Annotated in this window: 25 protein-coding genes, 1 pseudogene and 2 riboswitches; of the genes and pseudogenes, 7 read left to right on the plus strand and 19 right to left on the minus strand. The window is 38.4% G+C overall.

From position 1 onward, the window contains the following. Window positions 1-3 precede the first annotated feature (3 nt). On the plus strand, window positions 4-570 hold the full coding sequence (locus tag ACRYKC_RS04250) for a hypothetical protein (RefSeq protein ID WP_433805440.1): 567 nt from the start codon (window positions 4-6) through the stop codon (window positions 568-570). A gap of 137 nt (window positions 571-707) precedes the next feature. On the opposite strand, the gene ACRYKC_RS04255 is transcribed toward ACRYKC_RS04250, so the two are convergent. The 6 genes from ACRYKC_RS04255 to ACRYKC_RS04280 form a co-directional block, all read right to left on the minus strand. Beyond that, window positions 708-1,532, minus strand: coding sequence for an STAS domain-containing protein (locus ACRYKC_RS04255; RefSeq protein WP_433805441.1), 825 nt, complete (start codon window positions 1,530-1,532; stop codon window positions 708-710). A gap of 256 nt (window positions 1,533-1,788) precedes the next feature. Continuing rightward, a complete protein-coding gene (locus ACRYKC_RS04260) occupies window positions 1,789-2,532 on the minus strand; it encodes an SDR family oxidoreductase (protein ID WP_433805443.1) in 744 nt (247 codons plus the stop codon). 200 nt (window positions 2,533-2,732) lie between these two features. Then, window positions 2,733-4,664: a fructose-1,6-bisphosphatase gene (gene fbp, locus ACRYKC_RS04265; protein ID WP_433805444.1), complete on the minus strand. Its 1,932-nt coding sequence runs from the start codon at window positions 4,662-4,664 to the stop codon at window positions 2,733-2,735. 198 nt (window positions 4,665-4,862) lie between these two features. Then, window positions 4,863-5,810, minus strand: coding sequence for an alpha/beta hydrolase (locus ACRYKC_RS04270; RefSeq protein ID WP_433805445.1), 948 nt, complete (start codon window positions 5,808-5,810; stop codon window positions 4,863-4,865). Between the two features lie 11 nt (window positions 5,811-5,821). Then, on the minus strand, window positions 5,822-6,457 hold the full coding sequence (locus tag ACRYKC_RS04275; RefSeq protein ID WP_433805446.1) for a GNAT family N-acetyltransferase: 636 nt from the start codon (window positions 6,455-6,457) through the stop codon (window positions 5,822-5,824). Between the two features lie 161 nt (window positions 6,458-6,618). Further along, window positions 6,619-7,380 (minus strand): class I SAM-dependent methyltransferase, encoded by a 762-nt coding sequence (locus ACRYKC_RS04280; RefSeq protein ID WP_433805447.1) that lies wholly within the window; start codon window positions 7,378-7,380, stop codon window positions 6,619-6,621. A gap of 292 nt (window positions 7,381-7,672) precedes the next feature. On the opposite strand from ACRYKC_RS04280, the gene ACRYKC_RS04285 reads away from it, so the two are divergent. Together ACRYKC_RS04285 and ACRYKC_RS04290 are read left to right on the plus strand one after the other, a co-directional pair. After that, a complete protein-coding gene (locus tag ACRYKC_RS04285; protein WP_433805448.1) occupies window positions 7,673-8,119 on the plus strand; it encodes a hypothetical protein in 447 nt (148 codons plus the stop codon). A 128-nt stretch (window positions 8,120-8,247) separates the two neighbouring features. Next, window positions 8,248-8,511: pseudogene (locus tag ACRYKC_RS04290) on the plus strand (hypothetical protein); the annotation flags it as partial. A 33-nt stretch (window positions 8,512-8,544) separates the two neighbouring features. On the opposite strand, the gene ACRYKC_RS04295 reads toward ACRYKC_RS04290, so the two are convergent. Next, the gene (locus tag ACRYKC_RS04295; RefSeq protein WP_433805449.1) at window positions 8,545-9,066 is read right to left on the minus strand and encodes a GNAT family N-acetyltransferase; all 522 of its coding nucleotides are present in this window, start codon (window positions 9,064-9,066) and stop codon (window positions 8,545-8,547) included. A 164-nt stretch (window positions 9,067-9,230) separates the two neighbouring features. Between ACRYKC_RS04295 and ACRYKC_RS04300 the strand changes: the two genes are divergently transcribed. Beyond that, entirely contained in the window at window positions 9,231-9,878 is a 648-nt protein-coding gene (locus ACRYKC_RS04300; RefSeq protein WP_433805451.1) for a hypothetical protein, read from the plus strand. A gap of 222 nt (window positions 9,879-10,100) precedes the next feature. Here ACRYKC_RS04300 and ACRYKC_RS04305 read toward each other — a convergent pair whose 3' ends face one another. The 3 genes from ACRYKC_RS04305 to bioB form a co-directional block, all read right to left on the minus strand. Further along, a complete protein-coding gene (locus tag ACRYKC_RS04305) occupies window positions 10,101-10,283 on the minus strand; it encodes a YjzC family protein (protein WP_433805452.1) in 183 nt (60 codons plus the stop codon). Between the two features lie 437 nt (window positions 10,284-10,720). Continuing rightward, window positions 10,721-10,909 carry a hypothetical protein gene (locus ACRYKC_RS04310; RefSeq protein ID WP_433805453.1) on the minus strand — a complete coding sequence of 63 codons (189 nt, stop codon included), beginning with the start codon at window positions 10,907-10,909 and terminating at the stop codon, window positions 10,721-10,723. A 602-nt stretch (window positions 10,910-11,511) separates the two neighbouring features. Next, window positions 11,512-12,501, minus strand: a complete 990-nt coding sequence (bioB, locus tag ACRYKC_RS04315; protein WP_433805454.1) for a biotin synthase BioB — start codon at window positions 12,499-12,501, stop codon at window positions 11,512-11,514. Between the two features lie 173 nt (window positions 12,502-12,674). After that, a riboswitch (SAM riboswitch) is annotated at window positions 12,675-12,786 on the plus strand. A gap of 62 nt (window positions 12,787-12,848) precedes the next feature. Then, a riboswitch (cobalamin riboswitch) is annotated at window positions 12,849-13,044 on the plus strand. A gap of 137 nt (window positions 13,045-13,181) precedes the next feature. Here bioB and metE point away from each other — a divergent pair. Continuing rightward, window positions 13,182-15,461, plus strand: coding sequence for a 5-methyltetrahydropteroyltriglutamate--homocysteine S-methyltransferase (gene metE, locus ACRYKC_RS04320; RefSeq protein WP_433805456.1), 2,280 nt, complete (start codon window positions 13,182-13,184; stop codon window positions 15,459-15,461). An 82-nt stretch (window positions 15,462-15,543) separates the two neighbouring features. On the opposite strand, the gene ACRYKC_RS04325 is transcribed toward metE, so the two are convergent. Beyond that, on the minus strand, window positions 15,544-15,939 hold the full coding sequence (locus ACRYKC_RS04325; RefSeq protein ID WP_433805457.1) for a VOC family protein: 396 nt from the start codon (window positions 15,937-15,939) through the stop codon (window positions 15,544-15,546). 237 nt (window positions 15,940-16,176) lie between these two features. On the opposite strand from ACRYKC_RS04325, the gene ACRYKC_RS04330 reads away from it, so the two are divergent. After that, complete coding sequence (locus ACRYKC_RS04330) at window positions 16,177-16,677, plus strand: DUF3231 family protein (protein ID WP_433805458.1); 501 nt, start codon at window positions 16,177-16,179, stop codon at window positions 16,675-16,677. A gap of 334 nt (window positions 16,678-17,011) precedes the next feature. Here the strand turns inward: ACRYKC_RS04330 and ACRYKC_RS04335 are convergent, their stop codons facing one another. The 5 genes from ACRYKC_RS04335 to ablB form a co-directional block, all read right to left on the minus strand. Then, window positions 17,012-17,194: a hypothetical protein gene (locus ACRYKC_RS04335; protein WP_433805459.1), complete on the minus strand. Its 183-nt coding sequence runs from the start codon at window positions 17,192-17,194 to the stop codon at window positions 17,012-17,014. Between the two features lie 35 nt (window positions 17,195-17,229). Further along, on the minus strand, window positions 17,230-17,913 hold the full coding sequence (locus ACRYKC_RS04340) for an HAD family hydrolase (RefSeq protein ID WP_433805460.1): 684 nt from the start codon (window positions 17,911-17,913) through the stop codon (window positions 17,230-17,232). 248 nt (window positions 17,914-18,161) lie between these two features. After that, window positions 18,162-20,132, minus strand: coding sequence for a hypothetical protein (locus ACRYKC_RS04345; protein WP_433805461.1), 1,971 nt, complete (start codon window positions 20,130-20,132; stop codon window positions 18,162-18,164). 15 nt (window positions 20,133-20,147) lie between these two features. Next, entirely contained in the window at window positions 20,148-21,491 is a 1,344-nt protein-coding gene (locus tag ACRYKC_RS04350) for an ATP-grasp domain-containing protein (RefSeq protein WP_433805462.1), read from the minus strand. A gap of 156 nt (window positions 21,492-21,647) precedes the next feature. Next, window positions 21,648-22,493, minus strand: a complete 846-nt coding sequence (gene ablB / locus ACRYKC_RS04355) for a putative beta-lysine N-acetyltransferase (RefSeq protein ID WP_433805463.1) — start codon at window positions 22,491-22,493, stop codon at window positions 21,648-21,650. 263 nt (window positions 22,494-22,756) lie between these two features. Here ablB and ACRYKC_RS04360 point away from each other — a divergent pair, with 263 nt between their 5' ends. Continuing rightward, complete coding sequence (locus ACRYKC_RS04360; RefSeq protein ID WP_433805465.1) at window positions 22,757-23,206, plus strand: hypothetical protein; 450 nt, start codon at window positions 22,757-22,759, stop codon at window positions 23,204-23,206. Window positions 23,207-23,246: 40 nt separating this feature from the next. Here the strand turns inward: ACRYKC_RS04360 and ACRYKC_RS04365 are convergent, their stop codons facing one another. The 3 genes from ACRYKC_RS04365 to ACRYKC_RS04375 form a co-directional block, all read right to left on the minus strand. Then, window positions 23,247-24,056, minus strand: coding sequence for a 5'-methylthioadenosine/adenosylhomocysteine nucleosidase (locus ACRYKC_RS04365; RefSeq protein ID WP_433805466.1), 810 nt, complete (start codon window positions 24,054-24,056; stop codon window positions 23,247-23,249). 194 nt (window positions 24,057-24,250) lie between these two features. After that, entirely contained in the window at window positions 24,251-24,781 is a 531-nt protein-coding gene (locus ACRYKC_RS04370; RefSeq protein ID WP_433805468.1) for a GNAT family N-acetyltransferase, read from the minus strand. Window positions 24,782-24,804: 23 nt separating this feature from the next. Then, window positions 24,805-25,707, minus strand: a complete 903-nt coding sequence (locus ACRYKC_RS04375; RefSeq protein WP_433805469.1) for an EamA family transporter — start codon at window positions 25,705-25,707, stop codon at window positions 24,805-24,807. Window positions 25,708-25,709 lie beyond the last annotated feature (2 nt).

Here is a 25,709-nt window from a genome sequence, read left to right on the forward strand (position 1 = left end):
CTCATGAATGTTAGTATTCTTGGAGAAGAAAGTATAATGGAAAAAGACCTGCCGGGGCACATGTATAAAAATTTAAAGCCTTCATTAAAATGGAATCGACAGTTAAATGAAGAAATCCTCCGACAGGGAATCATAAAAAAAGAGAAAATGTACCATCCGATGTGGGTGGTGAAAATGCTTGTCATTGCAGACAGAAAGCCTTTCCCTCCTAAAATAAAACCGAATATGGCTTTTATCGATGCGGTGTCAGGATACCGTGGATTGTTTCCAAGTATCCCGCCAATCACATCAAAGGAGGTATCTGAATCAAAATTAAAAAGAGCAGATATTACAAAGCAAGATTTACTAAAAAGATATGTAATAGATGTCCAAGATAAACAGATCAACAGAAATTATATATTAAAGAAACCAAGATATGAGATAAAGGAAACAGAATTGGTGTATTTGCCGTTGTGGGAAGTGGCCGTTGATACTAACTTTCTTACAACAACCTTTATCATTAATGGTAATACCGGAGAGTCAGAAGATTTGCTGTTTAAATTGTGGCAATCCAACGAGTGGAGACTATAAAAAAAAGGCCTGAGCAGTTTATACTCAGGCCTTTTTTCTATCCTCTTCAATGATTTATTAAATAGCAAAACGACATTTCCATTGAGTCTGTTCATAATTCTGCCTCTGGTTTATCACATATTCGACTCAATAACCAATCAATGAAAAAAGTATTCATCAAGTGCATGCTGTAAGGTCCCCAGCGTTTTCGTTTGTCGATTAAATAGTATTCCTGTTTTCGTCATTTCCCTTACAATTTCTTTCCTTAGTCCGGTAATGACCGTGTCACAACCCATCATAGAAATTCCATCAATAACCTTCTTTAATTCAGCAATCGTTTCACCTTTCATGGTGGCCACGCCAGATAAATCCATAATTAAGTGTTGAATTCCCAAATTTGAGATCTCTTCTAAAACTTTTTTATTAATAATTTCAACCCGATTAAGATCGAGATCACCAATCAAAGGCAGAATACAAATGGCGGAATCAATAGGAATAATTGGGACAGACAAATTCTCAACCAACTCTTTTTGCGCTCTTATCAATGAATCTTTATAGGTGGAATAATTAATGAAAAAAGTATTTAAGAATTCATCTACTCGATTATTGATTTCTTTTTCCAAATGAAAAAACTCATCAATATCCATGCTATTTGTGAGGTCATTGTATTCTTCTATAAATATCCAAATTGTTCTTCGAATCGCCTGAACCCATTCTAATTTAAATGAAATTTCTATCGAATGCTGCGCCCAAGCAATCCCTTCCATTTTTGCAAAGTGCTTCAGCTCTTCATCTTCCTTATCAATAATGTAAACGACTAATTTTTTGGCATTATTAACAAGATCGATATTTCCAATATGTAAAATTTCATCTATTTTATCTTTCACATAGACAGCTTCCGATAACAAAATACCTTCAAATACAAGCTTATTATTTTCAAAAAAATCTTTTAGCTTATCTGAATCATGAAAAGTGAATTCCATCTTATACTCCCTCCATAGTTAGTTTAGACACGTATGTTAGCTACAAAATAATTAAAGGTTTGTCATTGAAGAGGTTAAAGGATAGAAGTAAAAGTAACAAAGAATTTTTATATAATTTCTATACAGAACGTTACATCTCCTTCTCTTTCCTTACAATTTAAGCATCCCTATCACTATAATAACCATTCTCATTTTCCGCAGACCTTCTTATCACAAAAAAAGCGCAACCCACGAATGGACTGCGCGTCTTTGAATTTTACATTGTCTGATTTGTTGGTCTTACTACAATTTCGTTGATCGCAATTTCAGACGGCTCCTCTAGAGCATAGCGTATGGTTCTCGCAATACTATCTGGTGTAATAGCCTGTTCATAAAGTTCTTCAACGCCACCTTTAATATCCTCATCTGTGATGGTGGATGTAAGCTCGGTGGAGACGGCTCCAGGAGAAATGATGGTTGCTCTAATCTTACTATCTGCTGACTCTTCCATTCTCAGCCCATCAGTGATGGCTCTGACTGCAAATTTTGTTCCACTGTACACCGCACTTCCCGGAAAGACGACATGTCCGGCTACAGATGAAATATTAATGATGTGTCCTTTTTTCCTTTCACGCATGTGAGGAAGGACGGCGGATATTCCATAAAGTACGCCTTTAATGTTCACATCAATCATTTGATCCCATTCTTTAACTTTTTGTTTATTCAAGTAAGACAGTGGCATTAGCCCTGCGTTGTTTACAATGGCATCAATTTGACCAAATTCTTCTTGGGCAAACGAAGCAAGTTCTTCCATTTCTTCATACGAGGTCACATCTGTAGATTTAAAAATAGCTTGCCCTCCGTTTTGAATCACCTGGTTAGCAATTTCTTTTAAACGGTCTTCCCGCCTTGCTGCCAATACAAGTTTTGCTCCCTTAGAAGATAATTCCTTCGCTGTTTCTTCACCAATCCCACTAGAAGCTCCCGTAATTATTACGACTTGATCTTTTAGACTTGACACTAGTTAGCCTCCTGTTTGTAATTTACTTTGACTTCAAGTTTTTAGTTACCTAAAAAAGAACTAACTAAACACTAACTAGCCTATTGGAGAAGATAGAAGTCATCAATAAGTTGCAAATAAGATTTTAAGCAGACCTTCTACAGCTTCTTAAGTAATTTCAAACAACTGCTTTTTTAAGTGGCGAGAGATCAATTACAGACTCATTTCATATATCGATATTCCTTTAGACTGTTTAAAATAGAAAGCTCTTGTAATAATTCCTCGCCTACATTCGTTTCCCGAACCTTTTTCCTTTCAAGTTCCTTATCCACTAATCTTTTTACTGACAAAACGTCTGTTCCATTACTAAGAACCTCTTCTCTCGAGTTAAAATGTTTATGAGCAACCAGCTGCATGCCATAAGAATTATATAACAATGTGTAACCCGCAATACCTGTTTTTGATTGGTAAGCTTTTGAAAAACCTCCATCAATGACAATCATTTTTCCATTGGCTTTAATTGGGTTCTCTCCTTCAATTTCTTTAACCGGTGTATGCCCATTTATGATATGGCCTTGATCCGGATTCAAATCAAATTCTTTAAGGATTTTACGACAGGTTTCCTCATTTTCACGCAGATAGTAATAGGGATTCTTTTTCTCTCTATGGGTTTCCTTGTCCTCAATAAAATAGCGCTCAAAGGTGGTCATCGCTCTTTTCCCAAAAAGTGATGAATATTCGCCCGTCCATAAATACCAGACCATGTCTGTGGCAAGGTCATCCGTCTCTTCGGGGTGAGCAAAGGCATGTCGTAAATAATGCTCGAAAATATCAAGCAAATCACGGCCGCCATAATTCTTACCCTCAATCTCCATTTTTTCCATGTTTTCATTTTCATCCAAAGGGATGCATCCATGAATCAATAAGTTTCCGTTATATTTCAAATAAAGACTGCCCTTTTTCATGAGAAACTTCATATGTCGTGCCAACTTTTCAGAATGCTGGATTGAGAATAACAGCTTATCGATCACTTGCTTCTCTTCTTCTAGTAATTGATCAGGCTGTTCAGGGTTAACCGTTGCAAAACACGTATTCTCGAGGGGATAGGTATTCCCGTGAATTGTAATTTCGTTTTTATCATAATCCACTTTCTCTAGTAAAAGTCTTTCTGACATGTTAAAGTTTGGGCGTCTCTTGATAATTGGGGATTCAAGTTTAAATTGAATCATAGAAATCGCTTGATGTATTTTCGTAATTTGTAACTTTTCATGGTCGGTGGTATGTTTATCGGAATGTATTTTTGGTCTGAAGGCCGGATTGTCCTCATAGTATTTCTCCGCAAGGTTGAGAAGCGGTCTAAGATTAATGCCATAAACATCTTCAATAATATCCAAATTATCATAGCGTGCACAGATACGAATGATATTTGCGAGACAAACCTTTGAACCTGCAAACGCGCCAATCCATAAGGCATCATGATTGCCCCATTGAATATCAACGGAGTGATAATGTATGAGGGCTTCCATAATTTTATCAGGTTCAGGGCCACGATCATAAATGTCTCCCACTACGTGAAGATGATCGACAACCAAACGCTGAGTGCTGTAAGCCAGCCCTGTAATCAATTTATCCGCTTGTCCTAGAGAAATAATTTGCTGGACAATTTTTGTATAATACTGTTCCTTATTTGCGGATTCTTCTGTTTTGTATAAGAGCTCTTCTATAATGTAATCAAATTGATCAGGTAGTGCTTTGCGTAATTTCGAACGGGTGTATTTAGAGGAGGCATAAGAAATGAGCTTAATCATACGTTCAATTGTAAGTTTGTACCAGTGATTCAATTCTTGTTCGTTATCAAAATTATTTTTTATTAACGGTAACTTTTCTTCAGGATAATAGACTAATGTCGCCAATTCATTAATTTCTTGTTCATAGATGACACCGTTAAATATGTCTCTAATCTTCTCTTTCACTCTTCCTGAACCATTTCTTAACACATGCTGAAAGGCTTGATACTCCCCATGTAAATCACTGACAAAATGCTCTGTACCTTTCGGCAGATTAAGAATAGCTTCTAGATTAATAATTTCAGTGACTACTTTTTCTTCACAATCATATTTTTGTGCCAGTACATCTAAGTATTTTGTGTTCAAGATTATAGATCCCCCTTCATTACAATTGAACATTCGATTAAAATAACAGGTTACTTACTCTCTATTTTGCCATAGTTTTGATTTTCTTTGTTATTATTGATCGTAACATGTTTTTACTATTTAAAATGAAGCAACATTAAAAATTCTTCTTTCCGGACATAACAAAAATCCACCTTCTTTTTTCGAAGGTGGACGTTGTTAATCACTCAGCATTTCTTTTAACTTCCTCGTTATTTCATCAAGAGCTTGTTTTGCTCGATCAACTGTGCCGATCATATTGATAAAACTGTGGACCATGTAGTCATAATGCAAGAGGTCTACAGACACCCCACACTCCTCTAGACGTTTTTTATACGAGAAGCCTTCCTCCCTGAGAGGGTCAAATTCGGCAGTTACCAATAAGGTCTGAGGGAGCTCCTTCATATCGGGATTCCTTAAGGGAGAGACAAACATATCTTCCCCTTCTGTTGAATGATTTAAATAATGCTCAAAGAACCATTTCATTTTTTCATTCGTGAGATTATATTTGTAATTCGCTTGGTATGATAACGTATCAAAGTTGTAATCCAACACAGGGGTAATGAGGAACTGATGGGAGAGATCGATCTGCTCGTGGTCTCTGAAATAGATAGCTACTGCGGCTGCTAAATTCCCTCCAGAGCTTTCACCGCCTACGGCTAAATTGCTGGTATCACCTTTCCAATTTTTTATTTGATGGAATACCCACCTTATCGAGTCAATGGCATCGTAAAAAGCTGCGGGGTATTTATTTTCAGGAGCCAATCGGTAACCAACAGATACGACAATTACTTGAGCATGACAAGAGAAATAACGGCAAACGTTGTCTGCACTGTCTAAGTCACCAAACACCCAGCCTCCCCCATGAAAGTAGACGAGTACCGGAAACGGCCCTTTTCCTTTAGGGGCATAGATCCTTAATGGAATCTCATGCCCAACTTCGGCATGGAAAGATGTCTCTTCCACCCTTACACCAGCTACAGGCACTTCTGGAAAATATCCTCTGGCTATTTTGTAGTAGTCTCTTGATTGCTCTGGAGTTAATTGATTTAAAGGAGGATGCTCAAGTTCTATCATCTTATCTCTGATTATTTTAATTAGACGGATTACTTGAGGGTCAACATTCATAGTTCCTTCCATTACAACAACTCACTTCCCAATGGCTCTATTGAGGTATGGACCTCTACCTCAATGCCCTTATCTCTAAGTCTTTCTTCCACATCACTTTTCTCTCCTACGATCAGAGTGGCCTTTTTGTTAGGGAGTTCGATGCGTCCTAAGACTTCTCCCCCTATTTCCTTCAAGATTGGAATGACGATCCTATTTCGTATATCCGGTTCACCTACGATCCTTTCAGTCTGATAGCGTTTCAGTAGGAAAATAATCATGGCTCGGATAATAGAAAGTCCATCCTTTTTGTTTAAATAGGATCGAGGTCCAATCAAAAGATGCATGCCCAAGTCTTGATCTTGGTAATCATAATAGTCTTTAATTGGATCCTCTTTAACAGAATAAGCAATCAGATAGCAAACAGGGTTCCCTTCATATGAACCAATGTAACAATCCTTATGTTCTGCTTCTACTGATTTATGTACCCATGATTTGAACTCAGCCATCGGCAGATTAAGCTTCCAAAACGGTGCGATATGTTTTTGATGCATCCATTCATAAAGCAGCTCTACATCTTTTTCGTAGTCCAATGGACGGAATGAAAAATCCTCTATATTCTCTCCATCCTTTAACGCCAGTTCAGTGAAATTAATTGGTTGTTGCACGACTTACCCTCCTTATCAACGATAATGATAATGATTCTCATTATCATATATGTTTGATTATAGGGAAAAAGTTGAACAAGTGTCAACTGAACTTTTGACCTATCCCCTAATAAAGATAAGGACATTCTAATTATGCAACAGAATACCACCTTCAAGTATGACTAGATTTTTTCAGCTACGCAAAATAGCTCTGCAAAATCATTAACAACTGTTGATTCAGGGTCCCCCTGCACATCGAACCTCATTCTTTCCAGGCCTTTTTGGTATTCATCTTCGCTGATTAAAGTTAATGCGGATATATCTCGATTCTCAGCATGATTTAAGTAGTCTGCTATTTTGACTTCACTCAACTGATAGTCGATCTGCAAATCAACCTTAAAGCCGCGAGCTTTAAGTTGATCATAAATCATTTCTTTGTCCCAAAACCTTTTTTGATCTTCTATTTGAGCTGAAGGAAAATAGTGATACAGCCACCACAGTGGCATACGGTCAACAGAAATATTGTGCATGTAATAAACTCCACCTGGCTTCAATATTCTGTGAATCTCATCAAGCGCTTGGTGCTTATGAAGATAATGATGAAAGGCAAAATTATTGGCAATATAATCAAAAGATGCAGATCGATAAGGCAAATTCTCTGCAACTCCGTGGACTAAAGGTACGTTTTTAAGTCTAGTTAACGCTTTCTCAAGCATTTGTTCTGATGCATCTAAACCGTGCCAGTTGATATAGCTATCCTTGAACTCCTTCATTTGATGAGCAAGATAAAGCCCTGTTCCACAGGATAGATCAAGAATTTCATAACTCGATCGGCTGTGAGTTTCTATGTACGCTTTTAATCTTTTATCACGAAGAATTTCTTCACTTCTAAATTCATTCTGATCATATCTGGCAGCTATTTCAGAAAAGTTTGTTTCCTTCATACATCTCCTCCTATAAAAGTCTTCTAAACCTGAAGCCAAAACCGTATAACAACATGTCCACTTTATTCAACTTTATCTTTACCTTGTTCAAAATTCTACGCATCCTTTAGAATAAACCTCCACTTTCCGTCCATTCGTTATAAAATTCTACCTACTCCCTTCAGACGATTCGTAGGTTTTGTTAAGAAAGTTCCGGCCTCATTATAACCCCTCCTCATCGTCAAAACATATCACAATACGCCATTGGTTATACTATGTAACGTATTTACTCATATAAAGGAGTATGGTCAACATGATTGTGAATTTCTTTGCCTTTTGTATTTTCCCATGGTTTATCGTAATTTTTTTGCTGAAAATTGACCTTAAAATTGTGCTCCTTATCTCTCCTTTCGCTTCAATGATTGCTTGTATTATGAACACGTGGACCATTGCTTACGGTTTTGCTGATGTTTATCCTTTTGAAACAGAAACACATCTTGCTTCTTTACCTATGATTGTAGGAGTCGTTCCAGCTCTTTCTTCCCTGTTCGTACACCTCATTCAAACAATGCACCGTCCTCTTTTATGGATACCCGTTTTTATCATTGGTACCACCTCCTTTGAAGGAACCACCTTACTTTTAGGGCTTGTGGACTACGATAAAGGATGGAATATTATTTATACTAGTATCGAATATACCATTGGATACTGCAGCGTCTATGGATATTTCATGTGGTTAAAGTCGGAGCAAATCGTTTGAATATAAGAGTTGTTGTTCTCATTTTACACTACTTTCCTGCTCCATCAGTCGTATAATGGAAAGAAATAGGTTAAAGGGGAAGGGAAAAAATGATCTGTTCAACTTATCCGGCAAAGGTTGACGAGTGTGTGATGCTGAGTTGGGATATCATTCAGGTTGTTGCTGATACAGATTGGGTCAGCTTCATGTACAGCTACCCGAACTTGATTCCTCTGCCCCCCGAAAAGGTTCAGGAAATAGCTGAGAAAGTTCAACCATTAACTTTCGATGAACTTTATAACGCATTTCATAAGAAAGTATCGAAGGATGCAAACAATGCGGTTCAACTCTCAGCGCAGCGCTACATAGCCGCCATCCGAGGAGAGTTTTTTGATACATCAGGAAAAGCCTGACAACTATGGGGTCGTTAAGGCTTTTTTCAATGATTATCTGTTGTTAGTCGAATTCCAGGAGTAATATACAAATGCTATACTTTCCCCATTCATTTCAAAGTTTCTTTCCTTAGTCGCCGTCTGTGTAAAACCATTTTTCTCTAGAATCCTTCTAGAAGCGATATTCGAAGTGGTGGTTTTAGCCTCTATGTGATTGACGCCTAATTCTCTCACCTTTTCTAAAAGTAAACCCAATGCCTTACTCACCAGCCCTTTCCCACTATAAGCTTCTCCAATACGATATCCCAAATGTCCAGTCTTGCTGGACGCTTCCACATCAATCAAATTGACTCTCCCTAGAATCACCTCGTCTTCACCTTTAATTAAATAAAAATAAGACTTCCCTTGAAATTGTTCTTCTAACAGGGATTGATGAATGGTCTTATAAACCTCCCACTTATAATACTCCTCTCCTCTAATTGGCACCCATTTTTCAAAAAACGCTCGGTTCTCCATCTCAAATTTATAGAGAGCTTTCGCATCTGACTCCGATAGAGTCTCTAATATGATTCTCACAGGGATTCCCTCTCTTCTATACCTTTTTCGTTTAATTCAGCAACGTATGGTGAATACATGTCTCAACACAGCTTTTATTATAGAAAGAAGGTCTAAAAATGCTTCAAAGTTTTGTCACACACATTCCATCAACACTATTACACGTCCTTACAGGGAGTATCATTATGAATATAATATTTGAAAATCGAAATTACTCTCTTAGAAAACGTTTATTTATCTTTCTTATTGGCGGGTTGTTTGTATTAACTCCTGATATCCCTAAATTATTTGGGATTGTATCGCTACATTCCATATTTTTTGTTCCTTTCATAGGAGCGGGGCTGGCTTTTGCGGTTAAAAACATAATCAATCTGCCCTTTCTCAAGCTATGGATAGGGATGACAACTGTTTTAGCCATAGGCGGAATTGGAATCGATTATATTGGAAATGGTGTGCACGTGCTCTATCCGTTCGTAGAAAAAAACTTCTCCTTTTCCATCATCAGTAACGACTTCTGGCTTATTCTAATTTTATGTACAATCATCGCTTTCCGTATTATTGCTCCTTTTTTTACAACGTTCAAACAAGCAACAATGATTCTAAGCAGTGGTATCATCATAGTTGCATTTTTGCTCGGAGCAAAAGCGTATTTAAAGATCGAGTTAGAAAACAAACTTTACGAGCATTTCTCACATGTTCAACATATCGAAACAGTACCCGCTAATGATAAGTGGAGATTTGCTGTTTATACAAGTGAGCTATATGTTAATGGATCAACTTCCTTATGGCCTGAAAAAATCATTATTGATAATAAAGTATCGTTACCTAAATAGAAGCTTAAACCTTATAATACTTTTTCCACTACAACTGTGTATGATCAAAACTTTTTAATGCACCTTGGAATTAAGCGCTCTTTGCTTTCGGAGGAGGCTGAGAACTTGCTCGCGAAAGCTATGGATATTAACCAAGCGGGAATTCTGAACAAAGGAAAAGCCGAACAATGCACACACATTGTTCGGCTTAATTAGAATGTTTTCATCCCAACCTAGTCTAGATTAAGAAGACTTAACCCAATAAGCTGCGTCATTATCTGATGGAGAAGGTGGGAATTGGTCGCCTTCATTCAACTCAATTGTTTGTTTATCTTTACTAGCTTTACCGTTCACAAGACTGTCCACTTTGTACTTACCGCTTTCTGGAGCCTTTTCACCTGTTTTAAACTGTTTGCTTTTTGCCATTTTAATGAAACCTCCTTAGTAAGATATCTGCTACACTTACAAGATTCCTCCATATAACCATGGGTTAAACTTACTTATTTGATTCACTTTCTTTACGTATTCTTTCTGTAACTCTAGTAAATTTTTTGTAACTTTAACTAAACTCAATTACCTATACCTATTTTCCTGTAAAATAATCGGGAGCTTTATAATGGCGGGGATAATTGGAATTCTACCACCATATTCACTCTAGATAATTTTATAAAAATAGTAAATTATTACCTTTTTTATTTTTATAGCACATGTTGATTAAAACTTTATGGATTATAGGTTTTAATACTATAGTTGTCTATGTTTATTTTTAAAGGATTGGTAATATTTCACACCTTAAGGGGATAAAAATAGCATCTTGGCGTTTTAAACCAAGATGCCTAGAATTAAGTATTATGATGTGTTCATTACGAAAATGAGAGATTTTCTGGGACAAGTTCACTGTCGTTCGTTCCACACTCCGGACATTGAATCCAAAGCATATAAACTACTTTTTCATTGAAATCTCTTTCACTTACTTTAATGATTTCCATCTTATCATGAAAACAATTTGTGCATCTTTTTTGAATATGCTGCCCACTTTGAAGATGACCCATGAGAAAACCTCCTATATATTAGGATTATTTTCCATTAAAGAGTAATTTTATTTTCCATTTTTATCAATAGGAAATTGGAAGCAAAATGAGGCAGATCCACCTTCTGACTTTCTGTAGAGACTTAGGTCCTATATGTAAAAAATTCATTAAAAACAAGTTTATAACTGGTGCATAGGGATATTCATTGATAAAAATTTGTAGATTTTAAATTCGTTATTGTCTCTTGATGAAAATATAATTGCCATCATCCATCAATCCATTTCCATATCGAGCTGCGGAGGGGATTTAGGGCTCAAGTTTTGTCCTCTATGAAATAAGTAGCTAACAAGACATCAGTTCCAAGCGATTGAATATGATAATTATGTAAGGTCATCTCCGATAAAACTACTCCGCTTTCTAAACATTCTTTCTTAGTAAATCCCAGAACTCATCGGCTTATATCTTATCTAGTTCTATAGAGGATGTTCTTATTTCTAGGCTCAAATACTTTTCTTCTACTATTTGCAATTGTTCCTTTAAGTCGTGCATACAGAAACTTCCTTTCAATAAGAATTGAATTTTATATGAAATAAAGAAAAACTGCCCTATTGAGGCAGTTTCTTTTAACTTAAAACTTTTTCCTTGGTTACTACATCCACTTCAAACCCTAAATCTTCGATCATTTTGTGGTCTTCCGTACTTTCTTGCCCCTCTGTAGTTAGATAATCTCCAACAAAAATGGAGTTCGCTGGATATAAACTTAGCGGCTGTAGGCTGAGTAAATTCACCTCGCGCCCCCCGGAAACGCGGATTTCTTTTGTAGGGTTGATAAAACGGAAAAGGCATAAAATCTTTAAACAATAGGACGGCGTCAATTCGTCAGTCCCTTCAAGCGCTGTTCCATCGATGGCATGAAGGAAATTAACTGGAATGGAATCCGCATCCATGAGATTCAAGGCGCGCGCCATATCAACGATATCCTGTTTCGATTCTTTCATTCCGACTATGACACCGGAGCATGGGGAAAGTCCTGATTGTTTCGCATAGTTAACCGTTACGACACGATCGTCGTAGGTGTGACTCGTGGTGATTTGATCGTGGTGATTTTCTGAGGTGTTAATATTGTGGTTGTAACGATCGACGCCAGCCTCTTTCAACTGCTCAGCTTGTTCTGGTTTTAGTAGTCCCAAGCATGCACAAACCTTTATATCATACTTCGCTTTGATCTCTTTGACCGCCGAGGTTACAATATCTATCTCACGTGTGGAAGGCCCTCTTCCGCTTGCAACGATGCAATATGTACCAGACTTCATTTGGTGAGCTTTTTCTGCTCCTCGAACAATCGTATCTTTGTCCATCATTCGATATTTTTCGATGGGAGCTTTTGAATCTCTGGACTGCGCACAGTACCCGCAGTTCTCTGGACAAAAACCTGATTTTGTATTGATGATCATGTTCAGCTTCACTTTGTTCCCGTAAAACTTCTTTCTGACATGATAGGCACTGTGCAGCAAACTGAGCAGCTCATCTTCCGGGCAGTTTAGAACGTCTAAAGCTTCATCATTCGTAATCTCATAACCATTAATCGCTTTAATCGCTAAAACTCTCCACATAAACAAATCCCCTTTCTAAGAACGTATCGGTTAACCAATTTTGTCGAATGGTTAACAACCAATGATAGCGTACCATAATCTGTCATAAAAAACACCTTTTTCTGACATTACTTCAATTTGACAGTGTCCTGCCTCCATGCTAGTATTCTTTTAATCCATTAAACGAATACGATCTCTTATTTAGAGCGGTGGAGGGACTGGCCCAGCGAAGCCCGGCAGCCGAATCAGCATTTTTGCAGATTTAGGTGCCAATTCCAGCAAAGCTTTGCCTTTGAAAGATAAGAGAGGTTGTACGTATAAACCTCTCCTTCGTGAGAGGTTTTTTTCTTACATATGGATCAACAACTGAATACCGTAGATCTTCAGGTGCTGAATAGACTTATTCAGCTTAAAAGGGAAGTCCGGTGAAACTCCGGCACGGTCCCGCCACTGTAAATGGGAGCAAACCTGCTTGCAAGTCACTGTCTTTTAGATAAATAGACGGGAAGACGCAGGTTTGTGATGAACATAAGTCAGGAGACCTGCCTGTTGGTTGTACACTCAAACCTACGAGGAATAGGGAGGTGTTAAGACGAATGGGATCCGTTTGTTATAAACGGCTATTTCCCAAACTACTTTCAACCATCTCTCTCCTACATAGAGGGATTTTTTATTGTCAAAAATTAAAGGGAGGAATCAAAATGACTCAAGTACTAAGTTCAGCCATTGGTTATCCAAGAATCGGAGAAAATAGAGAATGGAAAAAGACATTGGAACGTTTTTGGAAGGGTTCAATCTCAGAAGAGGATCTGCTGAAAGACATGAAAAAAATTCGCCTGACTCATCTGCAAAAACAGAATAATCTTGGTATCGACTTGATACCGGTTGGGGATTTCAGTCTGTACGACCATGTTTTGGACACAGCATTTATGTTTGGGCTGATTCCCTCACGTTTTAAAAAAAGGGATTATTCTATAACTACTTATTTCGATATCGCACGCGGCAACGATGAATCCGTTGCTTCAGAAATGACGAAATGGTTCAATACCAATTACCATTATATCGTCCCTGAGATCCAATTAGATCAAACTCCCGAGCTTACACATAATTATCAGCTTCAATACTTTAAAGAAGCGAAAGAAGAACTTGGACTGACGACTAAACCGGTCTTGTTAGGTCCGATTACTTTTGTCAAGTTAGCAAAAGGGTATAGGGAAGCTGATGCAGGTCCTCTATTAGAGAAGCTTGTCCCTCTCTACATACAAGTGCTTCAGGAACTAATAAGTGCTGGTGCGGACTGGATTCAGGTGGATGAACCTATTCTATGTACATCAGTCTCTAAGAAAGACCTTCAACTTTTTAAAGAGGTGTATCATTCAATCCACCAGCAATTACCGGGAGCTAAGATTCTGCTTCAAACTTATTTTGAAGCTATTGATCATTATGAAGAGATCATATCCCTTCCAGTCGCGGGGATTGGCCTGGATTTCGTTCATGACGAAGGAGCGAATTTAGAAGCATTAAAGAAGCACGGTTTTCCTAAAGACAAAACCCTTGCTGGCGGGCTGATCAATGGCAGAAATATTTGGAGAACGGATTTGGAAGAGAAGCTTGCCCAAGTTGAGGAAATTCTTTCTGAAACTCAAAGCCTGATCGTCCAACCTTCTTGTAGTTTATTACACGTCCCTGTAACTGTAGAAACTGAACAAGAACTAGATCCTGAGTTAAAGAACGGGTTAGCTTTTGCCGATCAAAAACTTGAAGAAGTGACCCTTTTAACTAGAGGCATCAACAATGGAAGAGATTTAATTGAAGAAGAACTCGCTGTCCAAAAAGAGAAACGAAACCAACTATGGGCTTTAAAGCAAAATACATCAGATCGACTATCTGAGGGCACCGTTCACATGACAAAGCGAAATAGGGACTACCAAACTCGCAAGAAACTACAGGAAGCGTTTTTCAAGATTCCGCTGCTGCCAACGACAACCATCGGCAGTTTGCCGCAAACCAAAGGAATACGCCAGGCACGATCAAAATGGCGCCAAGGGGAATGGTCCGATTCCTATTATGAAACGTTTATAGAAAACAATATATCTGAATGGATTAACCGCCAGGAGGAATTGGGACTGGACGTACTTGTTCATGGAGAGTTTGAGCGCAACGACATGGTCGAGTTCTTTGGTGAAAAACTCGAAGGATTTGCGTTCACCCGATTTGGATGGGTGCAGTCCTATGGGTCTCGTTGCGTAAAACCGCCAATCATCTATACAGATGTGGCTTGGAAAGAAGCGATGACTGTAAAAGAAATCTGTTATGCACAGTCTCTGACCAATAAACCGGTGAAGGGAATGTTGACGGGTCCTATTACGATTTTGAACTGGTCGTTTGTACGTGAGGATATCACACGTTTTAATGTAGCCAAGCAAATTGCCTTAGCTTTGGAAAAGGAAATCAAAGCTCTTGAAGAGCAGGAAATTCGTATGATCCAAGTGGACGAGCCAGCATTAAGAGAAGGGCTACCTCTTAAAACGGAGAAGCAAAACCTCTATCTCGAACAGGCTGTCTATGCCTTTAAGCTAGCTACCTCATCCGTAAAAAATGAAACGCAAATCCACACTCATATGTGCTACTCAGAGTTTGGAGAAATTATGGAGACCATCAATCAACTGGATGCGGACGTGATATCCATCGAAGCTGCCCGCAGTCATGGAGAGATTATTGCTGACTTTGAGACCCATTCTTATGAAAAGGGCATCGGGCTTGGGGTTTACGACATTCATAGTCCTCGTATACCTCAGGTAGAAGAAATGAAAACCAATATTCAGCGCGCCTTACAGGTTCTAGATCCACGGCAGTTCTGGATCAATCCAGACTGTGGTCTAAAAACGAGAGGCGTTGAGGAAACAGAAACTGCTTTAGCCAACATGGTTATGGCAAGTAAGAAGATTCGTGAACAAATAAAGCAATCCGTCCAGGAGTAGGGATGGCATAAACTTACAGAGACATCTGGTTTTTTTACAAAGAAAGAACCCTTTCTTTTTGAAGGGTTCTTTCTTCATTGTACTATTTAGCATTTTCGTCAGGTTGATGGACGCCAAATATATTTCCTTCCGTATCGATGAAATATCCCTGCCAGGCCATTCCAGGAAGAGCATGTTTAGGCATGGCGACCTTACCTCCATTTTTAGTTATCATAGCTTCCACAGAGTCGAAATCTTCTACTCCCATTGTGCAAGCGTAACCATTCATGGGCTGATGTTCTTCTGGAGGCGGACTTTGCCGCTGCATCAACGCTCCATTGATCCCCGGCTCTTTTTCATCGCCGGTAACAGCTCCAAAGTAAGGCATGCCCGCATACTCACTCCAATCCTCAAACGTCCATCCAAAGACCTCACTATAAAACTTCTTCGCCCGTTCCATGTCCTCTACATGAATTTCAAAATGAATTAATCTGCTCATGATATCCTCCTAAGAATATAGTTTTTTAATAAATTCGTGTGTAAATTTCAAGTATGTGTATTCTTTATTCTCCTGAATATATTAATAATCCTTTATAAATTTAAGTTACTCAAAAATGAAAAAGAGCTTTCCTTGCTTCAAGTGTAAATTATACACCTAAAAATTTTTAATAAGTGAATAAAAGTAAAAGAGCCAACTGATAATACCTTTGTATAATTACTAAGGAGTGAGAGAAGTATGGGTATTTTGAGTGGCACTCAGCAGAAAGAACCATTACATTATGGTGAAGTATTTAGCCTGTGGAGTTATTTAACAACGATTAAAGGAACATCTGCGACTTATCAAACACTTTACAATCACGCAGGCGACCGGGAATTAAAAAGACTCCTGGAGGAACTAGTTCAAGGAATAAAACAAGAAACCAAAGAAATCGAGGAAATTCTTAAAGCAAATGGAATTGTACTTCCTCCTACACCACCTGAACGCTCTGTAGCTGATCTCGAAGATATTCCAGTTGGCGCTAGAATGAATGATCCGGAAATTAGTGCAGCTATTTCAATGAATATCGCTCAAGGACTTGTAGCATGCAGTCAAGCTATTGGGCAATCTACACGAGAAGATGTTGCAATGTTATTTGGACAAATGCACATGAACAAGGCACAAGCTGGGGCAAAAACGCTTCGTTTAAATAAAGAAAAAGGGTGGTTAATTTTACCACCTATGCATAAAAACAAATAATAAACGCAGAAACGTAAGAGAAATTGAAAAGGACCTAGTTAGGGTCCTTTTTTAAATCTAAGGGAGGATAACCCTATCCACCTCAAATTATATTTAATAATGAATGCCAGTCCATAGTCTCTTTTCCAGCAAAGTCCTATATTAAAGGTTTTAAGACGTTACTAATGGAAACATCAAATATGGTTTAGACTTTTAAAATATTTTGTTTTATGCACGCAAATTATATTTCTAATATAGAGTCAATATAAGAGATGGCGTACAAAAACCACAAACAAATAAGGATAAATTCAAGCACGAAAAAAACAACAAACCGACTAATGGTCTTTTGTTTCAACTAATAACCGACAGCCCAAAACACATAGATCATAATAAATCCTATATTTTCACCAATATGACATCCGGGATACGGAGCAAAGTTCATCCCTAGATAAGCTATGAATCCAAAGAACAATAAAAAGAATAGAAAAAGAAGATTCACTACGTGGACAGCTGTTTTCTGCATGTCTTCCATCTTCATATTTGCTCGAACAACTTATTCATACATATGGTTATTTACAAAAGGCTCAGCTCAGACTGAATGGACTTCTCTATAGGAAATACAGCTTTCAGTTCGATTAGGTCATGAACCACTTGATCAGCCTGTAAAAGTTCATCATCTTTTGCAAAATCAAAACGACATCCTATCGAAGCTAAGCCATTATCTTTGGCAGCATTAATATCAGACAGCCGATCACCCACGACTGCTCCATGACTGTGTTCATATTTCTCTAAAATAGTGCGTACTAAATCCGATTTGTTCAATGTATCGATCTGTTCAATACTAAAGGTCTCCGCTACCCATTGGTCTAAATGATAATAACGAACAATTGCGTTTAAGTATTCCGTTAACCCATTGCTTGCTATGTAAATAGAGTAATTATTTTCTTTTATATACCTTAATACTTCCCTTACATTCGGATATAACTCGCCTTTACCATCCCTTATATTCTCAATTAATCTTTGCAGAAAATAAGAGTCGGCTTGTTTCCTAACTTCAATAGAATGCTCGGGTAACAAAGCTTCCCATACTTCCGGTAAGGGAACCCCCATGATTTCTCGATATTTTTCAATCGGCGTTTCTTTATCCCACTGATTGAGAGAAGATAGATAATTAAATGTATCCTCTAAAGAAATTGCTAAAATTTTCTCTGTTTGAAATAACGTTCCATCCATATCAAAAATGATTGCCTGTGACATTGGCTTTTCTCCTTCGTAAAAAATTAACTTTGGTAGTTTATTATTCCTTCTAGACTACTTCCATTTTTCATTACCATTTAGTCCATTAACTTTTATACGTATCACCTTCTTCTACGTTTCAATAATTTAGGCAACTATACGAAGTTCCTTTTCTAAACTTTCCTCCGCTCTATACTCGATAGTTAAAAACAATGACATAAAAACTACATAAACAAAAATCCTGCTACAAATAGCAGGATTTTCATCGTTTATATTTGTACCCAAGTGTACTGGTCTCCCCAACTTTCCTTGGCTAACGTTTCTACCTCTTTTACAATTTCATCATCCACTGCAAATGCGTCACCTTGTTCATATTGATTGTAGTGAAACGCATAAAGACGCGCAACAAATTGATGAAAAGGCAATGAGGATTCTCCAGGAATTTCACCAAAGTTTTTCACGCTCGGCTGTATTCCCTGTCCCCAATCCTGAGCACTATCATTATTGGGATTGTAGAAGTAAATTCTCATTTCGCCTTTTGGATCTTTAGCGATTCTCTGGATCGATACTGCATGTAGTCCTAGAAACTTTCCAAAGGAATTGGTAATGAAGATACCCACCGGGTTAGGATAAATGAGTTCATATCCTTCGTTATAATCCGGGTGATGAGTCGCATAGAAAAGACGTACAAATCCTGGGTAGTCAGCGACAGATCCAGTCATTGGGTCGATAACACTGCAGAACCCTTTAGGAATCCAATTGCCGTAGAAGGCTGGATTTACCCATTTGTGCACATCATCACCTCGGAATTTCGAACGACGTACCAACTCGGAATAGATCCGATCCAGATGCGGCACAAGTACTAACGATACTGGATCTAATTCTTCGTGTAAGTCATCTACTAAGCCTTCTCGCAAATCCTTCGAGTGAATGGTCATGCCTTCAAACATAACATCAATATCGCCGTCTCTAGCCGCTCTGGCAATTAAGTCAAGTAAATGTCCAGGGGCATGGAGGGACCAGAGGCTGATTCCCCTCGCTGTCTGACACGTTGGATTCATTCCCTGTCCGATACCCAAGGGCTGACCAAACACACTAATTATTCCAGCTACAAGTATACTGTTTGCTGTAATTCCTTCATTTCCATTTATCGCATTAAGTAAGACTCTGCGTATATCAGGCTGAAGATCCAGCTCAATAATTCTCCGTATTCCTGGAATGACGGGAGAGGATGAAAGGACACCCCGGTCCAGCATTTTGGAAAGACCATATAAGGACTGACGTAAAGGAATGTGAACCCCCACTTTTATTAGATTCTGAACAAAATCCAGGTGTTCTTCGACATTCGCTTTTCCTTTTTTAGATACTTTCAAAGCATCTGGCAGCAACTGCGGGTAGTGCTTGTTCAGGTAGCGGACTAGAACAACATGGTTCGGGGCAACAAGACCTGTTTCATACATGGTTTTTGCAAACGCCTGTGCTTCTTTTTTCAGTTCTTCTTCTTTAAGCTCTTTCACCTTTTTACGATATTCTTTCACATTACTGTTCTGACTTTTCTTCGTTTTTCCATTCAACGCGTTCAAATAGGATTGAATCGCCTTTCGATCCCCATCATCAATTTCCTCATCTAACAATTGCTCTGCATGTTTGACCATCTTCACAATTCGATTCACCATAATCGGTCGTTGGGCAATCAAATCGCGGATCTCTTTAACAAGCTCGCCGGAAATGGAAGCCAGCGATAATTTTTCTGATAGAAATTGAAACAGACGCTCCATTCGGTCTTTATCTTTTCCTTTTCCTTCTATCCGAGCAGCTTCTGTTTCCTCTGGAAAAAGAATATCTATGTTCAATGCCATCACTTCATGTAAGAAGGTTTGCGCTTGTTCTTTTGTAACGCCTTCACGTTGATATTCACCTTTTGCAATGGCGACCATTCTCAGTTCACTCAGCATCTCTAAGATCGAGGTCATCCCTCCAGCTTGCAGCGAACCTTTCACTAGGTTCGGCTGCAGCTTAGATGGATCCTCCCACGGACTGTCCTGAAAAATGCCGGCCTGATCATACCGTTCAGCCATATTATATAAAACTGAAAAGCCTTCCTCTTCATCCATTAAATTGGCTGCTGCCTGCAGCACACTGCTATGGTACATCGATTTTGCGAAGGAATAAGCGGATTCCAATGCCTCTAATTCTTGTTTGAATGATTGTGCTTTCGTTGTTTCCACATTTAATGTCATAGCCTGCAGTTCCTCCTACACATAAAAGTCATGGTCTACATAATCCGTTAACAATCTTGAGATTTCATTACTGTCGTCGCCGTGGAAAAACACCGTTCCCCAGTGGTTTCCGTACCCTTCTCCCGTGTCTTGAATTTTAGAGACGGTCGGTTTATAAAGCGTGTGCTTATCAAAATTCGGATGTCCCTCTAAATCAGACGGAATATGCACTCGGCTGACACTTTTCTTTTTCGGGTAAACCATAAAGCTGCCTGCATGTCCATCCGCCTTCAATTCTTTAGGAATGTGAGTTCGTAATTCATCTTTAGTCGAATGCGGATCGCAACAAAGTAGATGGGCTCCAAAAGGATTGAACCCATATACTTTTTGGATCAGTTCAAAGATATGACCACCAGGAATACGATAAGCAATTTCTCCGAAGTAAACTTCTTCTTTTTCTGTAATGAAAAACTCTGGATGAACCATCCCGTATTGAATATCAAACGCTTCAATCAGTTTTTCGACTTCCTTAAGGATAATAGCGCGATATTGTTCGATCGCAGCAGATGGAGGAACCATACTTGAATAGCCAAGTAGAACGTACTCTGTAATATTTAAAAATTGGACTTCCCCTTGATGGATGAAAACTTCACAAGAAACTTCAATTCCTGGAAGATGACTTTCAACGAGACCCGGAAAGTTGTCATCTGTTAGTTTTTGATCAATATCCTCTTCAGAAAAAATCATCCGGTGACCGGCAGCTCCCGCTTTATTCAGCGCTTTAAAATGAATCGGATCGGCATGGTCCTTGTGAGTTTTCAACAACGATTGGTTTACTCGCTTAAAAAATCGGTGGACTTCTTCTTTATTTTCAACCTCTTCAAACACACCAACTTTCAATCCACCTAAATGGGCACGGCGTTTCATCATAGCCTTATCTCTAAAAAGAATCGAGTGTTCAAAGACGCTGGGATCATTTCTAAACCGAGCGTTCAGTGCTCCTGACCACTCCACCGTTTCTTCAAAAATGGGGATTGCAAGCCCAACATCCAAACTTCTAAGTTGATCGAACAAATCCCTCGACCTTTCATAAACTTCCTGATAATGCTTCGGCTTTCCAAAATCCCAAGATAGAAATGGAACCTGGTGCTGCTCTGCATACGGTTTAAAATCTTCATGACTTACAATGATGTATTCTTTCCCCATTTGCTGTATCGCTTCAATGGATGGAATGCTCCAACCGATTAAGGCGATTTTCTTTCCTATTTCGGGACGCTCATGGGTGATTCTTAACGGCCCGACTTCTCTACCATTCATGCGTTTACGATCCTGTTGGTTCGTCGATTTAAAAGTATTTGTTTCTGTATTCGTTCTTGGCATTTCCTTTTCACCTATCCTTGAAATGATTCAGCACCATTAAATTAGAATCTCCTCAAGTTTTGAAAATATCCTTTACAGAAACAATTTTGAAAAGGAAATATTTATACATTTTTACACAAAAAAAGGACAGCTAAATTTCGCTGTCCTGAGTTCATTTTATAATTGTTTATACCAGATATTCATATCCTCTAAGCCAGTTCCAATCATACTGTTTTGCACCATACATCCACCGTAAGTAAAGCCTTGCTGTGCCGTAATGATATTCATCCCCATTGAAATAGCTCTCGTATAAGAGTACATGGTCTTAATCCCGAGGTCTTTCATTTTTTCCTGTAGGGTAGGATATTGATGAGAAAGCAGGCCTTGTCCTCTATATGCGGGTAAGGTAGCGCAATCAGTAAACTCCGCCGCTCCATAATCGGAGAATATATCAGCAGAGCAAGCGCTTACAATCTTTCCATCGTGATAAATAAGAGAGAAATGAACATTGTCGTTTAGCATTTTCACTATATAATCCGGTTCATGTATTGGTGTTGGATATTTTGAAAAAATCGACTTATAAAAGTTGGCCATCTCCTCAGCTTGGTCTTCTTTTCCCCACGTCATTGTGTATCCCTCTTGAAGACCTTCCTTAATTGTATGTGAGGTAAGATCTAATTCTCTTACTCGGGAGATGACGTTCTTAGAGTCAGGCTGATTTCTATCAGGGTCCAAATATTTAGCATAAATTTTTGTGTCTTCTCCTCGAAAGAAGCCTTTGATTTCACCTTCCAATTTAGCTGAAAGTTCTCGCACAATCTCTTCCTCATCTGTTTGTGCTCTTACATAAAAAATAAGTTTATCACAATTCATTTCAGCCGCTGCCGTATCAAGCTCTTTCATACGTTCTTCATTCATATTTTCGGGCAGCTCATACACCTTAATACGTCTGCTGATCGGCTCCACATCAAAATAGTCTTTCTCCATAAGCGCATTTGCAGAAAGAAAACGGTTGGATCCCATTGATCATTCTCTCCTTTGTAGGTTCTTCTGCTCACTAGAAAAGGACGCTTCTCTTTTCTATTCCCAAAATTAAGAGGAATTAAAATTTCCTTTTACACTTCGATTTTACAGGAGTATGTTTTCATGTAAAAGCTAGTAAAGAAAAAACTGTTCAAGTATAATTAAATAGTTTAACAAAAATTTCCTTCATAAAATTCTGTGCGAATAGGAAGATAAAATGAATAGTATTTTGACCATTACTTTTTAGAAAGACGGCGATTCCTATGATCTTCAACTTTACTGTTGGGTTCATTCTCCCATGGTTAACTGCAATTATCTTATATCGAAAAGCACGCATTTTGATCTATACCGTGGTTCCTTTTACAGCCTTATTATCTGTACTATCAAACCAAATCGGTATGCAAAATGATTTATGGGCTTTAAATCCTGAACCAACCATCGTCTTGTTCGAGTCACTATTTATCGATATTGGCTATAATCCGATCATCTGCGCATGGTTCGCTTACTTCATATATTTTAAGCAAATCAGGAGGTTGTGGGTTTATGGCGGGTTTATCCTCTTAATTAACGGCATGGAACTATTGGCTCTTTTTACCGGTAAAGTAGAATACAGTGAACCATGGAACATCTATTACTCTTTTATCGTCTATGTATTATGTTTATTTATTACTGACTTTTATTACTCTAAAGTAGAAGAACTCAGAAAAGCCTGAACCTCACTTTATGGAGAGATCAGGCTTTTTTCTTTTATGACTACATGTTTTTTAGCATCTCTTCAATTACATGACTGGAGTTCTTCGCTGCTTCCTCTACAAAGTTTTCTTGAATTTCAGCAGCTTCTTCTCCCGCATCATCGGAAGCTGAGCGGATGACTACGTAAGGAATTTCATTTAAGTAGGCAACCTGTCCGACAGCTGCTCCTTCCATCTCTACGACATACGCACCAAACGTATCATAAATCCAATCTGTTTTTTCTTTACTTGCAATGAATTGATCTCCTGTCGCTATAGGTGCTTTGAATACATCGACGTAATCAGGGAGGCCTTTAGTACCTTTCTCCGCTAACTGGATCAGCTTTTGATCTGCTTCAAAATATCTCGTGTCCATATATGGAATTTGTCCAGGCTTGAAATCTTTAGCCGTTTCATCCATATCATGATGAACAGTTTTTGTAGATATGACGATGTCACCAAGCCCCAGCTCAGGGTAAATTCCTCCAGCGACTCCAGAGTTAATTAATACATCAGCTCCAAAATCACTGATGAGCATTTGTGCTGCAGAAGCTGCGTTCACTTTCCCTATTCCAGATTTCACAAGCACAATGGGCTGTCCTTCTAAATTTCCTTCATAAAAAGTTAACTGACCTTTTTTAGTTGTCTCTTCCACTTCCATATTAGAATGAAGGATGTCAATCTCTACTTTCATCGGTCCTATGATTCCTACTACTTTTTCTTCTTCTTTGTTAGCCGCTCCCGCTTCCTCAGGCTGTTCTCCACACGCTGCGAGCAAGAAAACTAAAATCAAGATCCCTATCAAACTGCTAATTCTTTGTTTTAAGCACATGCTGCTATTCCTCCCACTATTTTAAAATGCGAACATTATGTATTAAAATTAAGATAATGTACGTTTTTAATTCTACAGAACTCATTGTTCCTTGCCAACCCTTCTTTACAAATTTATAAAAACGAATGAATATAAAAAGAGGATGCCCCCCTACGAAGGGGAGCATCCTCATATAAACCTTGCTTTCGTCAATATTAATTACTTATTACGTATTTTTCCATACGAATGTCAGTCCATAATCGATCCTTCCAAAACGTGAAATCCATGATGCGACCAATTTCCTTATATCCCATTTTTTCATATAGCTTATAGGCAAAATGATTGAATTCAAAGACTCCAAGCTCAATTCTTCTTAACCCTTTTCGTTGGATCTGTTTCTCTAAATGCTCGATCGACAAACGACCAATCCCCTTACCACGGGCTTCAACTTCTCCGATGGTGATTCCAATCCAGGCCGTTTGTGGTACTTTTTTAAAGAGATGAGGCGGATCAATCATATAGTTCATTTCACCTACCAACTTTCCATCAAGGTAGATAAGATAAATATGATGATTTTTAATACGCTCCACTAAGTCCTCAAAAGTTACTGGTTTGGTAACTTCCAGGTCCTCTTGATTCTTGTTAGGTCGGGTTAAAGAAATTAAGGCAGAATCGTTTTCCCAACGATGGAATGCTTCTATAATCGTTTCTGTCGGTTGGGTCAGTTTGCAAAATTGAATATCCATAAGAAAGCCCCTCATTTATATTTTCAACTAACACGTTTTCTTGATTTGACATTTACCATCATACCGCCCATTTCGTTGACTACAATAGCTAAGAGAATGAGGACAATCCCAAACCATTGGAGCCATGTGACAGACTCAGAAAGAATGATCATCGCTGAAATAATTGCTACAGGAAGTTCAACAGAGCTCAATACATTCGCAAGCCGTCCAGATATAAGGGGAGCTCCTCCCGCAAAGAAAAGCGGAGGAATAATGGCACCGACTAAAGCCACTCCTGCACCGATGACCCATAACCCACTATCAAGGAGCGGATAAGTCGGTATATCTTTGAAGAAAACCACTATGACGAGAATCATTGATCCCGTCACCATGAGGGCACTTCGAAGAATTGGATGAGATTTCGTCGCAACTTGTCCACTGAAAAAAATAAATCCGGCATAGGAAAAGCCTGATAATAATCCTAGTAAAAGTCCCAAAGGTGGTAATTCAAAGATTTTTCCGTTGACCACATTCGAAGCAAAGACAACCCCTGTCAAAGTAATGACTAAAGAGATGAGATTTACTTTAGTTGGTTTACTTTTACTAAACACCCATTCATAGATCATACCAATCCAAACAAATTGAAAAAGAAGAATAATGGCTAAAGAAGCAGACAAATATTGCATCGCCCCGTAATAAAAAATACTCGTCAAGCCGACCGTCGTTCCCGTGGCTATGACTTTCCACAAATCAGCTTTTGTCATTTCTCTTGTCGTTAACCCTTTAAACAGGCTCAACGTCCATAACAAGATGAACCCCCAAAGCATTTGTGCAATATTGATTTCTCCCAGGCTGTAACCGTAAGCAAAACCTGTTTTAACAAAAATAGGTGTAAAACCAAAACTAGCCGCACCTAAAAATACTAAAGTAATGCCTTTAATTTTCACAT

Origin of the sequence: Halobacillus sp. A1-3, from assembly GCF_050971765.1 — a bacterium.
GTDB classification, from domain to species: Bacteria; Bacillota; Bacilli; order Bacillales; family Halobacillaceae; genus Halobacillus; species Halobacillus mangrovi_B.